Raw genomic sequence first — 13,833 nt, 5'->3', positions numbered from 1 at the left:
CCCCCCATGTTTCAGGCGCCGTCAAGGATCTCCTCGTATACCCCGACCGTGCGCCTGGCTATCGCGTCCCAGCCGAATTCCGCGGCCGCCCGCTCGCGGCCCGCCGCGCCGAGCCCGCGGGCCTCGGCGGGGTCGGCGACCACCGTGTTCAGCGCGTCGGCCAGGCCGCGCTCGAAGCCCTCCGGGTCCTGCTCCGCGTACGGGACGAGCAGGCCCGTCTCGCCGTGGGCCACCACCTCGGGGATGCCGCCGACCGCGGAGGCGACGACCGCGGTGCCGCAGGCCATCGCCTCCAGGTTGACGATGCCGAGCGGTTCGTAGACCGACGGGCAGACGAACGCGGTGGCGTGGCCGAGGAGTTGGACGACCTCGGAGCGGGGCAGCATGGACGGGATCCAGTGCACCCCGTCCCGCGTCCGCTTCAGCTCCTCCACCAGCTCCCGGAACTCGCGGCCGATCTCGGGGGTGTCCGGGGCGCCCGCGCAGAGCACGAGCTGGACGCCCTTGGTCAACTCGTGGGCGGCGCGCAGCAGATGGGGGACGCCCTTCTGCCGGGTGATGCGGCCGACGAACAGGACGTAGGGGCGGGCCGGGTCGACGCCGAAGCGGCGCAGCACGTCGGTGCCGGGGTCGGCCCGGTAGAGCGAGACGTCGATGCCGTTGTGGACGACGCGGACCCGCTTGGGCTCCAGCGCGGGGTAGCAGGCGAGGATGTCGTCGCGCATCGCCCGGGACACCGCGATGACCCCGTCCGCGGCCTCGATGGCCGTGCGCTCCGCCCAGGCCGACAGCGCGTAGCCGCCGCCGAGCTGCTCGGCCTTCCAGGGGCGCAGCGGTTCGAGGGAGTGGGCGGTCAGCACGTGCGGGATGCCGAGGTGGAGGGCCGCGAGGTGGCCGGCGAGGTTCGTGTACCAGGTGTGGGAGTGGACGAGCTGGCGGCCTTCGAGGGCGGCGGCCATGGAGAGGTCCACGGAGAGCGTGCGCAGCGCGTCGTTCGCCCCGTCCAGGGCCGGCCAGGCGCGATGCCGGCGCACTCCGTCGCCCGCGCCCTCGCCCCAGGTGTGCACGTCCAGGTCGACGAGCGGCCTGAGCTCGCGCGCCAGGAACTCGACGTGCACTCCCGCGCCGCCGTAGACATCCGGCGGGTATTCCCGGCTGAGCAGTCCCACTCGCACGCGCGACCCCCGTCATCGGTCGGGCACCACCGCTGTCAGGTCGCGACCGCCCTCGCTCCGCTGTCCTGCGAACCGCTGTTCGCCGGGCGCGTCCCATGGTCACCCATGAACGTCTTTCGCGGAAGAGTGCCGACACGTTCCGTGGTCCCCCGGCCACCCGCCCAGGGGATGACTCCGTCTCCGGCGTACTCCATCGGGAGTAGGACCCATTGCCTGCTCAGGTCGGACGACACGAATGGCCGGAACGAGAGATCGTAGAGGTATGACAACCGACCGTCGGCCGCACCGGACCCCCGGGAGCGCCCCATGAGCGCCCTGGCGCTGTCCGTGCTGCTGTCCCTCGTGTCCGCGGTGGCCTACGCGGGCGGGGCGATCGTGCAGGAGCGGGTGGCGGAGACCTCTCCGGAGACGGCGTACGCGCCGCTGCGCAGGCCCGCGTGGTGGGGTGCGGGCGGCCTGAACGGCCTGGGCGCCCTCCTGCACGTCGTGGCGCTCGCCCTCGGCCCGCTGAGCCTGGTGCAGCCGCTGGGCGCGCTGACGATCGTCCTGGCGCTGCCGATGGCCGCCCTGCTCGTGGGGCGTCGGGCGGGGGCCACGGCCTGGCGCGGTGCGATCATGGCGACGGCCGGTCTCGCGGGGCTGCTGGCGCTCACCGGGGGCGCCTCCGAGCAGTCCCTGGGCGGCCCGGAGCGGCTGCTGGTCGGCCTGATCACGGCCGGGGGCGTGCTGGTCCTGCTGACGTCGGCGCGGGCCGTGCACCGGCATCCGGTGGTGCGCTCGGTCCTGCTGGCCGTGGCGGCGGGCGGCGCGTTCGGCATGGCGTCGGTGTTCACGAAGTCGGTGGCCGTCGACTGGTCGGGCGAGCCGCTGGCGCAGCTCACGACGCTGCTGGCGATAGCGGGCCTCGCCGGCACCGGCATGCTGGTCTCGCAGGCCTCGTACCGGGACGCGGGCCTCGCCGTGCCGCTGGCGACGGCGACGGTGGTGAACCCGGTGGTGGCGGCGGCCGTCGGCATCACGCTGTTCGGCGAGACGTTCCGGCACGGCACGATCGGTACGGTCCTGGCGCTGGGCTGCGGTGTCGTCGCGGCGGGTGGCCTGATCCTGCTGACGACGGAGCGCATCGGGCACGGGCAGCCGGCGCGGCCCGTGTCCCGGGAGCCGGAGCACACCACGGAGAGTGACGCCCGGCCGGCGGTGCGCGTCCCGGACAGGAGGGCGGTTCCCGACGCCCCTGCGGTCTCGGACGCGGCACCGGACGGGCCGGCGGATCCCGGCGGCCCGCAGGCGCGGGACAGCCCAACGGTCCCGGACAGTCCCGCGGCGCTGGACAGCCTGCCGCGCCAGTCCCCGGACCGGCGCGACGGGCTGGGCAGTGCCTGCGGGGGCGGCCGGTCCTTCAGATTCTGACGCCGTGGGCCCGCAGATAGGCGAGCGGGTCCACGTCGCTGCCGAAGCCGGGCCCGGTCCGCACCTCGAAGTGCAGATGCGGGCCCGTGCTGTTGCCCGTGGACCCGGAGCGGGCGATGCGCTGGCCGGTGACCACGCGCTGCCCGGTCTTGACGCTCAGGGCCGACAGGTGCCCGTACTGGCTGTACTTGCCGTCGGCGTGCCGCAGCACGACCTCGTAGCCGTACGAGCCGCCCCAGCCGGCCGAGACGACCGTGCCGGCCTCGATCGCCTTCACCGAGGTGCCGGTGGGCACCTCGAAGTCGACGCCCGTGTGATAGCCCTTCGACCAGGAGGAACCGGCCGCGTGGTACGGCGTGCCGATGGACGCGGAGACCGGGGCGACGACGCCGCCCGACGCCTTCTGCCCGGTACTGGCCTTCTTCGCCTCGGGCTTCTTGGTCGCGTGTTCCCTGGGCTCGTGCTTCTTGGTCGCGTGCTTGTCGGTGCCGGGCTTCTTCGCGTCGGGCTTCTTCGCGTCCGGCTTCTGCGGGGCCGCCTGGTGGGCGTCGGGCCGCAGCGGCACGTTCTTGCCGTGGTCGGGGACCGTCAGCCGCTGGCCGGGGACGATGAGGTCCGGGTCGCCGCCGACGACCGTGCGGTTGGCGGCGTACAGGCGGGTCCAGCCGCCGCTCACCTTCCGGGTCTCGGCGATCCCGGAGAGGGTGTCGCCGTGGACGACGGTGTACATCTCGGAGCGGCCCCTGCTCGCCGTCGACTGCGGGATGACCTCGGGCTTGACGTCGCGGACGTCCTTGACGACCTTGGCGGACCCGACGTCCTTCGTGGTCCGCGCCGCGGCCTGGGCGGGACCGGGCGCCCCGCGGGACAGGCCGGCCCGCTGCGAGCAGACGGGCCAGGCGCCGGGCCCCTGGCCCGCCAGGACCTTCTCGGCGACGGCGATCTGCTGGTCCTTGCTCGCGAGGTCGGCGCGCGGGGCGTAGGCCCGGCCGCCGTACGCGGACCAGGTGGAGGCGGTGAATTGCAGGCCGCCGTAGAACCCGTTGCCCGTGTTGATGCTCCAGTTGCCGCTGGACTCGCAGGCGGCGACCTTGTTCCAGGTGCCGATGTCCGCGGCCTGTGCGCCGCCCGCGCCGATCAGCGGGATCGCCATGCCGGCGCCGCCCACGGTCACGGTGAGCGAGGCCCGGTTGACCCGGCTGGGCTGATACCGGCGGTGCCGGCCGCGTAATGCCATGAACGCCCCCTTGGCTGCCCTGAAATCCCACGGGCACACGTAGGAGCGGCAAATTAGCCGCTCCTACGCGCTGCTGACAAGGGCGCCGTCGGCCACCGTGGCCGTAATCAGCCCTTCAAGTGGCCCGGAATCCAACGGAGTTGGACCGCCTGCTGGAAGGCGCCGCCGCCCTCGTGGTCGTTGAAGGCATATACCTCCATCGAGCGCTCCGCACCCGCCCAGTGGTTGTACGCCGCGAACACGGTCGACGGCGGGCAGGTCAGGTCCTCCAGGGCGACCGAGAAGAGACCGGGGGCCGTGGCGCGTGCGGCGAAGTTCATGCCGTCGAAGTAGGAGAGCGTCCGGAAGACGCGCTCGTCCTCGCCGATGTGCGCCTTGAGGTAGAGCGCGATCTCGCGGTAGGGGTGCCGGTCGGTGAGCGTGGCCGCGCGGCGGAAGTGGCAGAGGAACGGCACGTCGGCCGCGACGGCCCGCAGGTCGGGGACCAGGCCGGCGACGGCGAGGGAGATCCCGCCGCCCTGGCTGCCGCCCACCACGGCGACCCGGGAGGCGTCGACCAGGGGGTGCGCGCGGGCGGCCTCGACGGCGCGCACCGCGTCCGTGTAGACGCGGCGGTAGAAGTGGTCGTGCGGGTCCTGGACGCCCCGGGTCAGGAATCCGGCGACCGCCGGCGCGCTGCCGACCGGGTCCGGGGTGTCCCCGACGGAGCCGCCGCTGCCCTGGCCGCGGGTGTCCATCACGAAGTGCGCGAATCCGGCGGCGGCCCACTGGAGGTGGGTGTGGGCGAGGCCCCGTCCGCCGTTGTAGCCGATGTACTGCACGACGGCCGGAATCGGCCGCTCGGTGCCCGCGGGAAGGATCAGCCAGCCCTTCACGGGGTGCCCGCCGAAGCCCGCGAACGTAACGTCGAAGACGTCGACCGCCGTGTACGGCACGTCGACGGGCTCGAACCGCGCGTCGAGCGCGTGCTCCCCGGCCTCGGCGAGCGTCTTCCCCCAGAAGGCGTCGAAGTCGTCGGGGGCCGTCAGCGCGGGCTCGTAGCTCCGCAGTTCGTCGAGCGGCAGGTCGAAATGAGGCACGCACGGCTCCAGGATCGTAAAGAGTGCAGACGGGCACGGCGGGTGGACGGTCTCGTGGGGGGACGAGCAGTCACGCTACGCCTTACGGTCAGAACTGAACAAGATCTTTCATTTTCCCAATCCAGGAGCGTCAGGCATGAGTACTACAGCCCAGATCGGTGTCACGGGTCTCGCGGTGATGGGACGCAACCTCGCCCGGAACTTCGCCCGGAACGGATACACCGTCGCCCTCCACAACCGCACCGCGTCCCGCACGCACCAGCTGGTCGAGGAGTTCGGCGAGGAGGGCATCTTCGTCCCGGCCGAGACCGCCGAGGAGTTCGTGGCGGCCCTGGAGCGGCCCCGCCGCCTGGTGATCATGGTGAAGGCGGGCGAGGCCACCGACGCCGTGATCCAGGAGTTCGCCCCGCTCCTGGAGTCCGGCGACATGATCATCGACGGCGGCAACGCGCACTTCGCGGACACCCGCCGCCGCGAGAAGGAGCTGCGGGAACAGGGCATCCACTTCGTCGGCACGGGGATCTCCGGCGGTGAGGAGGGGGCCCTGCACGGGCCGAGCATCATGCCCGGCGGCAGCGTCGAGTCCTACGCCTCGCTCGGGCCGATGCTGGAGAAGATCTCCGCGAAGGCCAAGGACGGCGCCCCCTGCGTCACGCACGTCGGCCCGGACGGCGCCGGGCACTTCGTGAAGATGGTGCACAACGGCATCGAGTACGCGGACATGCAGCTCATCGGCGAGGCGTACCAGTTGCTGCGCGACGTCGCCGGGTACTCCCCCGCGCGGATCGCGGACATCTTCCGTTCCTGGAACGAGGGCCGGCTGGACTCGTACCTCATCGAGATCACGGCGGAAGTCCTCTCGCACGTCGACGCGGCGACCGGCGAGCCGTTCGTGGACGTCGTCCAGGACCAGGCCGAGCAGAAGGGCACCGGGCGCTGGACCGTGCAGATCGCCCTCGACCTGGGCGTCCCGGTCTCGGGCATCGCGGAGGCGGTGTTCGCCCGCTCGCTGTCCGGCCACGCCGACCTGCGCGCGGCCTCCCGGCACCTGGCCGGTCCCGCGGTGGCGCCGCTGCCGGAGGCCGAGGCCGCGGCGTTCGCCGACCGGGTCGAGCAGGCGCTGTACGCGTCGAAGATCGTGTCGTACACGCAGGGCTTCCACGAGATCGCCGCGGGCAGCGAGACCTACGACTGGGACATCGACCAGGGCGCGGTGGCCCGGATCTGGCGCGGCGGCTGCATCATCCGGGCGGCCTTCCTCGACCGGATCACGGCGGCCTACGAGGCCGACCCCGGCCTGGTGAGCCTGCTCTCCGACAAGGAGTTCGCCGACGAGATCGCGGCGGCCCAGGACGACTGGCGGGCCGTCCTGGTCGCGGCGACCGTCCAGGGCGTCCCCACACCGGGCTTCGCCGCGGCGCTCGCGTACTACGACGCGCTGCGCGCCGAACGGCTGCCGGCCGCGCTCACCCAGGGCCAGCGGGACTTCTTCGGCGCGCACACCTACCGGCGCACCGACCGCGAGGGCTCGTTCCACACCCTCTGGGGCGGTGACCGGTCCGAGGTGACGGCCTGAACCGTCGGCCCCGGGGGTGTGGACACCCCCGGGGCCGACGGCGGCCCGTCCCGGAGCGCGCTCTCACGTCCGCCGGGTGAATCGCACGTCGAGGCCGCAGGCGACGTCGGGGTCGTCGGTCGCGCACAGGGTCCTCCCCCGGTCCACCACCGCGAGATCCACCGCGCAGTCCTCCTGGGCGAGACCGCGGAAGGAGAGCCCGATCCTGTCACCCGAGGTGGCCCGCTCGGACGTGCCGTACATTCCGTCGCCGAGGTCGGCGAAGAACTTCCAGCGTCCGCTCACCTTCCCGCCCGGGCAGCGCTTCCCGGCGAGCGGACCGGCGTCGAGTCCGGTCGCGGTGAAGGAGCGGTCCGCGCCGAGTGCCAGCTTCTCCCCGCCGGGCGCTGTCCAGTCGCCCACGACGCGCTCGCGCGTGACCGTCGTCTTCTCATCGCCCTCGGAGCAGGCCGAGAGGAGGAGCAGAGCCGCCGCCACGAGGGCGAGGGCACGGGTTCCGCCGGGCGGGGTGCGAGACATGCGCTCATGGTAGAGGCGGGTCCGGGGCCCGTCGGACGGGCCCCGGACCTGCCTGCGACGCGAGAGCGTCACCGCTGTGCGGCCATCAGCTGTACGGCCATCAGCTGTACGGCCATCAGTCGAGCCAGTCCGAGTAGTTCACGCATTGGTTCACGGGCCATTTCTCCTCCCAGGAGAAGTCCTCTGTGACGGCCGCACCGAAGGTGTCCTCGAAGGCGGGGTTCCACGATCGCGGGATGACGTGCGTCGCCGAACGCCAGTCCGAGATGTTCGTCGCAGTGAACTTCAGGGTGACGGTGTCGTCCTTCTTGTTGATCGATTTGATGCGGCCCGTGGCCGAGTAGCTGCCGAGCAGCGCGTCCGCCTGGTTGTCCGTGCCGAGGCCGCCGTTGGTCAGCACGCCGAGGATGTCGTTCGCCGCGCCGCGCAGTGAGTTGGCCTTGTACCAGGGGCTGCCCGGGTCCGGGCCCTTGTCCTGGTAGGCGAACTCGGCCGCCTCCTTCGCGAACGGCGCCTTCATTCCCTTGTCACGGGCCTGGCCGATGAGCGTGATGCGCCACTTCTCCATCGTGTCGTCGCTGGCGAGCATCTGCGTGAAGGCGTCCCCGCCCCGGAAGTCCTGGTGCTCCCGCATCGGATATCCGCCGCCCCACAGCCAGCCGAAGAACATCGACCGTGAGGACTCCCAGCGGTTGGCCGCCTTCGCGTCGGACACGATGCCCCAGTCGGGGAACTGGGCGAGGAAGTCCTTCATGCTCCCCTTGGGCTGGAACGGGAGGTCCCACGACTTGGTGATGAAGTTCCAGGTCGCGCCGGGCTGCCAGCCGCCCGCGGGCGCCGCGGTGTTGCCCCAGGGGCCGGTGGGCGCGGTGCCCCCGCCGCTGCCGCCGCTGAGCGAGCCGATCGCGTCCAGTCCGACTCCCACGGCGGTGATGAGGGCGCCGACGGCGCCGCCGACCACCGCTCCGATGATGCCGAGCAGGCTGCCGAGACCGTCCGACATGCCGGTCGGGTCGGCGTTGGTCACCGGGCTGTTGCCGGCGTAGGCATAGCCGTTGAGCGACTGCGGCTTCTCGGGTTCGAGCAGCGGGTCGACGCTCAGGAACGCGCCGGTCGCCGGGTCGTACTCGCGGGCTCCCAGGTGCGTCAGACCGGTGGTCCTGTCGGCGGGCTTGCCCAGGAACCCCTTGTCGTCCGGCCAGGCCGGGCTCTGCGGCCCGCGCGGCGCTCCGAACGGCGTCGTGTACCTCTTGCTGTACGCCAGCGTGTCCGCGTTCACGGCCAGGCCGGACGTGCCGTGCAGGTCGCCCGCGAGGAACGCGAGCCTGGTGCCCGTCTCCCCGGCGGCCGACGTCCGCACGGCGATCGTCTGCTCCCCGGCGCGGTAGGAACGCGCTCCGGACAGCGACTTGGTCGCGCCGTTGCCGCTCACCTTGAGCCGGACCTCGGTCGCGCCGAGGTAGAGCACGCTCTCCCCGTCCGTGGTCGTGGCACGGCGGATCAGCAGTTCACCGCTCGCGTCGTAGAGGTAGCCGGTCCCGGTCCCGGGCTTGCCGCCCGCGGCCGGCTCGCTCGCGCTCTCCAGCTTGCCCTCGGCGTTCCAGGTCAGCGTCTGGGGCGCCTGGGTGCCGGGACGGGTCGTGGTGTTGCCGGTGGCGTCGTAGGCGTAGGCGGTCGTCTTCCCTCCGGTCTCCGTCGAGGACAGGGCGTGCGGCTGGCCCTTGTCCGTGCCGTAGTCGTATCTGGTTGTCGTGTCCGCGGACCCGGCGTGCTCGGTCCCGGTCCTGCGCAGTCCGGCGTCGTTGTAGGTGTAGCTCGTCCAGTACGGGGCGGCGCCCCCGAGGTTGCCCCGAGTGCGCCCGGAGGCCGCGCAGTCGGCGGTCGTCGGCGTCCACGCCTCGCTCAGACGGCGGTGGCCGTCATAGGTGAAGCACTGGTAGTCCGGCTTCCCGGACCCGCCCAGGGTGGTGTCGTCGTGCACCGCGGTGACGTTTCCGGCGTCGTCCTGGGTGAACCTCAGCTCCTGGAGCATGTAGCCGTGCACGTCGTCGGTGACGTACGAGCGGGTGACGCGGCGGGTGCCGGCCTCGTAGTCGTTGTTGACGTACATCTTCTTCGCGGCCGTCGGGTCGGTGGCCAGCGTCATCTGGCGCACGTCGCCCAGCGGGGAGTAGGCGACGCCCTGGAGGTAGCCGGTGGCTCCCTTGGCCGTCAGGACCTGGCCGAGCGTGTCGTGGGTGTACGACACCGTCTCGGCGGGCAGGCCCGCCACCGCGGGCGCGGCCGTCTGCTTCACCGTGCCGTCGAGGTTGTACCCGGTCGAGAACGACAGGGTGCTGGGCACGCCCGCCTTCACCATCGGGTCGTCCGCGGGCAGGGTCATCTCGTTGTTGGTGACCTTGTAGAGGGCGTCGTAGCCGGTGACCTTCTGCGTGTAGGCCCTGCCGGCGGTGCCGCCCTCGTAGCGCACCGCCGTGTCCTGCTGCCCCTTGGCGAGCGTGTCGAAGGTCCAGTGCGCCAGCTTGTCGGCCTCCGTCTTGGCGGTCTGCCACATGTCGGTCTTGCGGCCGAGGACGTCGTACTCGAAGAGCAGTTCCCTGCCCCGGCTGTCCACGGACCGGACCGCCTGGTCGAGGGTGTTGTGGTAGGTGGTGGTCCGGCCCTTGTCGGGGTCGTCGACGGTGGACTGGCGGCCGAACAGGTCGTAGGTGTACGTCCACTTGGACGTGTCGGGGGCGGTCACGGACTCCTGGTGGTCCGCGGCGTCGAAGGTGTACTTCGTGGTGGTGAAGTCGGACCCGGTGGGCTTCGGGCCGGCGTAGTCGCGGCGCGCCACGGTCTGGCCGAGGGCGTTGGTGACCACGGCGTTGGCCGATCCGCCGGCCGGGGCGCTGGTCAGCACGGTGTCGCCCTGGTAGGTCGTGTCGACGGACCACTTGACCGCGCCGTAGGCCTTCGTGACGGCCTTCGCGCCGCGTCCCATGCCGTCGTAGACGGTGTCCGTCTGCTTGGGCGCCTGCCCGCCGTCGATCTGGACCAGCGTGCCGGACGGGCCGGACTTCTCGTCCCAGATGTCGGCCTGCGCGGTGACCGCGAGGCCGCGGCTGTCGTACAGGGTCTGGGCGATGAGCCGTCCCCCCACGCCCGAGGGAGCCTGCACCTGGCGGGTGCGCAGCAGCGAGTCGAAGATCTCGTAGGTGGTGTTGTAGCCGGATCCGTCGCCCTTGAGCGTGCCGCTGGAGACCCAGGGCAGGGCGCCCGACCTGACGCTGTACCCGTAGACGTAGTTCGCCGTCTTGCCGAGAGCGCGCGAGCGGTTGGGGAGCCACACGGCGGTGACCCGGCCCAGGCTGTCGTACGTGGATTCGGTGATCTTCGCGTTGGCGTCCGTGACCTTGAGGTCGACACCGAGACCGAAGTCCTTGGCCGTGGTGGTCCGGTAGCCCTTGGCGTTCTCGACCACGGTCTGCGTGAGCGGGCCCGCCGCGGCCGGCGTGTACCCGGTCCGCGACGTGACCGCGGACTCCGCGTTCTTCAGCAGGGTGGGACGGCCCAGGCCGTCGTACTCGGTGAGGGAGACCTGCTGCCACTGGGGCTGGTCGTCCGCGCCGTACGCCTTGGCCCGCCCCTTCCAGCGGGCGTCGCCCTTGGTGGGCTTCTGGGTGGCCGACCACGTGACCGTGTCGTACGCGGTCGCCTCGTCGGAGACCACGTCACCCGGACGCGAGGAGTCCGCCGGCAGGTCGAGGGAGCCGTCCGCGACGGCACACGCCTTGCCGACGACCCGCGTGCGCGACACCGGGGTGACCAGGCCGATGTCCTCGTTGCGCGCGTACCAGGTGCGGGTGCACTTCTCGTCGCCGGTCACGGCGTCGTCGCCGCGGTCCTCGACCGTGGACGCCAGGCCGAAGCCGTCGTACGTCGTCCTGGTCGTGCGGACGCGGTCGAACGGGGTGCCTCTGCTGGTCACGTTGGTCCGGGCGTGGGACTCGCCCACCCGGACGTAGTAGGCCTCGGTGTCCGCGTACGACTTGTGCTGCGTCGCCGTGAGTTTCGACCACGGGTCGTTGACCGTGGCGGAGACCTCCGTCGCGCCGTCGTAGGACGCCGTCTCGCGCTGGAATCCGGCGTACTGCTCGGAGTCGGTGATCTCCGGCGCCTTCATCCCCGTGACCTTGACGCTCTTGCGCCGGTCCGGGTCCGGGGTCTTCCCGTCGTCCCCGAGCACCCGGTCGGCGTTCATCCCCCGCAGGTACACGGAGACGACCTTGGACTGGGTGGCGCCGGGGACACCGGTGAGGTGGGTGACCTTCCCGTATCCGCGCCAGATCGACCAGGTGCGCTCCTTGGCGGGCGTCAGCGGGTCGTCGTTGTAGTGCCAGGCGCCGCCGCCCGCGTACGCGTAGGTGTGCTGCACGGCCTCGGAGCCGCCCAGTGGATCGGTCGTGCGGACCCCGCTGACCGGGTACTTGTGGAACCAGTCGAGGATCGGGTCCTTCTCGCCGTTGGGCGACCAGTACACGGGGTAGCAGCGCCGGGTGTTCTCGTCCGCCTTCGGCATCGTCTGGCCGGCCACGCAGTCCGCCGCCAGGTAGTCGACGATCGTCTGGGCGCCGGTCTCCGACACCACGGTCCGCAGGCGGGGGCGCTCGAAGGACAGGATGTCGTCGCTGGGGCCGTCCACCCGGTTGGGCAGGAAGACGTGGCCGAACCTGACCGGGTCCAGGGCGAGGTCGCTGCCGCGCTTCCCGGTGTGCTTGATCTCGTCGAGCCAGAGCGACTGGTCGGTGGAGTCACCGGTGTCGCCGGGGTCGAGGTAGAGGTGCTTGAAGTCCCAGGTGTCCACCGGCGAGAAGGCCGGGGGCGACGCGCCGGCGTCCCAGGCGTAGGTGCTGACCGAGGTGAGGCGCTTGCGGGTGAAGAACGCCGGACTCGTGTTGTACGGGCACTTCTCCCCGTCCTTGCACACCTGGTCGAACGGCACGTCGGGCCAGTTGTCGCGGGTGTCGTCGGTGAGGGCGTCGCAGCCGGTGCCGGAGGCGAGGCAGCGCTCGGCGTAGGAGAGGACGATCTTGTTCGAGGCGGCGGGCGTCGCGCTGAAGAGGGCACCGGCGCGCTGGCCGTACCGGATCTCCTTGAGGTAGCCGCCGCGGATGTACTGCGTCCCGGTGTTCTCGTCGCCGAGCTTGTCGTAGTTGTTGGTCTCGTCCTCGTACCAGTACGACATGGCGTTGCCGTGCAGGTCCTCGACGTAGTCGAGGTTCCAGCGCCAGGCCTGCTTCTTGTCGCGGTCGGCGAAGGCGCTGCCCGCCGAGTAGCCCGGCTCGCCCTCGTCGTCGCCGAACACCGGCACCGTCCAGACGGACTTGGTGCGCGTGTCGGCGCCCGCGCCGGCCAGCTTGTTCAGACCGAAGACGAACTTCGTCCCGTCCCCCGTGACGACGGTCCAGTACTCACCGTCGTCGTCGCCGTTCTCCGCGCCCGTGGAGCGGGTGACCTTGGAGGCGTCGTCGTTCTTCAGCCGCCACTGACCGCTCGTGTCGTCCTTGACCAGCTCGGTGGCCTTGCCGTTGAGGACGAGCGAGGCGTTCTCGTACTTCCAGCAGAGGTCGCCCTTGTCGTCGTGGCCGTCCTCACGGCACGAGCCGTACTTGCGCTCGACGTAGGACGAGGTGAGGTCGAAGCCCTCGCCGAGCAGGGTGCCCTGGTTGTTCGTGTTCGCGGTGCGGCCGTCGACGCTTCCCGAGTCGTAGGAGATGCCCAGCTCGGGGGCGGCTCCCGCGGCGGCGGCCGGCGGCTTGAGCGGGTACGACCAGGTGAAGGAGCCTGAACTGCCCCCGGCCTCCCAGGTGGAGGAGGGAGAGAGCGGGGTGGCCTTGTAGTCGCCCGAGGCGGACGCGGTACCGGCCATGACGGCGAGGGTGGTGGGCGCGGACCCGGCCGTGGCCGCGCCGAGGTCGAGGTCCGCCGTGAGCGTGTTCGTCGCCCGGTCGTTGTGCGAGCCGATCGGCTCGGGCGTGCGGCACTTGGCCGCCCGCGGGTCCGTCGCGGCGCAGGGGGGCAGCTCGACCACTTGGAGCCGGCCGGCCCAGTCGCCGCCGTAGGCTGCCGCGAACTTGGTGTAGTCGAGGGTGAGTCGGGCCGCACCGCCGTTCGTCGGGCCCTGCACTTCGAGCGCGAGACCCTTGACCCCGAGCTTCGCGGTGGCCTTGCGCCCGAGGACCTTGACCGTGACGGAACCGGCGGTGGGCGCGCTCCGGCGGGCGCTCTTGTCCCCGCCGGTCCTCGGCAGTGCCTTCAGGTCCAGCGGCAGGGATCCCGGAGCGGCCGACGCCTTCGCCCCGCCGGACAGGTCGAAGCGGGCCGAACCCTCGCCGGGCCAGGTGGTGTTCCTCGCCGCGTCGGTACGCGCCCGTCGCGCGGCGTCGCGATCCGCGGTGGCCGCCTTCTTCACGGCGGCGGCGTTCTTCCTGTCGGCCCTCGCGGTGAAGGGCGACACCTGCTGGGATCGCGGCGCGGAGAGCTCCGGGCGGCCCAGGGGGTCCTTGCCCGCGGCCATGGCGGTGGGCGACAGCAGGCCCGGCAGCATGGCCAGGCCGATGCCGAGGGCGCCGCGTCGTAGCCAGCGGCCGCCGGTGGTCGTGTCAGGACGGCTGCTTCTCGGCAGCCGGTATTTCCCAAGCGGATTCATGTCGTGTTCCTTCTGCGCCCCGGCCTTCGGGGGGCGCGCTGCGACCGCGCCGCGCGGGCGGCGCCGATCGGGCTGGTGGAGGGAATGCCGGCCTCGCCGGCGCGGACGCGGGGTGCGGGAAGCGCTGCGGTCGGGCCGGGCCGGGG

7 protein-coding genes are annotated in these 13,833 nt (G+C 72.0%); 2 read left to right on the top strand and 5 right to left on the bottom strand.

From position 1 onward, the window contains the following. Positions 1–11: 11 nt before the first annotated feature. A complete protein-coding gene (gene glgA, locus ACIP5K_RS16060) occupies positions 12–1,169 on the bottom strand; it encodes a glycogen synthase (protein ID WP_401410223.1) in 1,158 nt (385 codons plus the stop codon). A gap of 312 nt (positions 1,170–1,481) precedes the next feature. On the opposite strand from glgA, the gene ACIP5K_RS16055 reads away from it, so the two are divergent. After that, entirely contained in the window at positions 1,482–2,585 is a 1,104-nt protein-coding gene (locus tag ACIP5K_RS16055) for a DMT family transporter (RefSeq protein ID WP_401409831.1), read from the top strand. On the opposite strand, the gene ACIP5K_RS16050 is transcribed toward ACIP5K_RS16055, so the two are convergent. Beyond that, on the bottom strand, positions 2,575–3,822 hold the full coding sequence (locus tag ACIP5K_RS16050) for a transglycosylase family protein (RefSeq protein ID WP_401409829.1): 1,248 nt from the start codon (positions 3,820–3,822) through the stop codon (positions 2,575–2,577). The genes ACIP5K_RS16055 and ACIP5K_RS16050 overlap by 11 nt on opposite strands. Before the next feature lie 107 nt (positions 3,823–3,929). After that, positions 3,930–4,901 carry an acetylxylan esterase gene (locus tag ACIP5K_RS16045; RefSeq protein WP_401409827.1) on the bottom strand — a complete coding sequence of 324 codons (972 nt, stop codon included), beginning with the start codon at positions 4,899–4,901 and terminating at the stop codon, positions 3,930–3,932. Positions 4,902–5,037: 136 nt separating this feature from the next. On the opposite strand from ACIP5K_RS16045, the gene gndA reads away from it, so the two are divergent. Further along, a complete protein-coding gene (gene gndA, locus ACIP5K_RS16040; protein WP_401409825.1) occupies positions 5,038–6,477 on the top strand; it encodes an NADP-dependent phosphogluconate dehydrogenase in 1,440 nt (479 codons plus the stop codon). Positions 6,478–6,540: 63 nt separating this feature from the next. Here the strand turns inward: gndA and ACIP5K_RS16035 are convergent, their stop codons facing one another. After that, positions 6,541–6,996, bottom strand: a complete 456-nt coding sequence (locus ACIP5K_RS16035; protein ID WP_401409823.1) for a hypothetical protein — start codon at positions 6,994–6,996, stop codon at positions 6,541–6,543. A gap of 115 nt (positions 6,997–7,111) precedes the next feature. Then, complete coding sequence (locus tag ACIP5K_RS16030) at positions 7,112–13,687, bottom strand: RHS repeat-associated core domain-containing protein (protein ID WP_401409821.1); 6,576 nt, start codon at positions 13,685–13,687, stop codon at positions 7,112–7,114. Positions 13,688–13,833 lie beyond the last annotated feature (146 nt).

It is taken from the genome of Streptomyces sp. NPDC088785, assembly GCF_044750685.1.
GTDB lineage: Bacteria > Actinomycetota > Actinomycetes > Streptomycetales > Streptomycetaceae > Streptomyces.
Note: the sequence above shows the minus strand (reverse complement) of the source record. Positions and strands in the feature narration are given on the sequence as shown.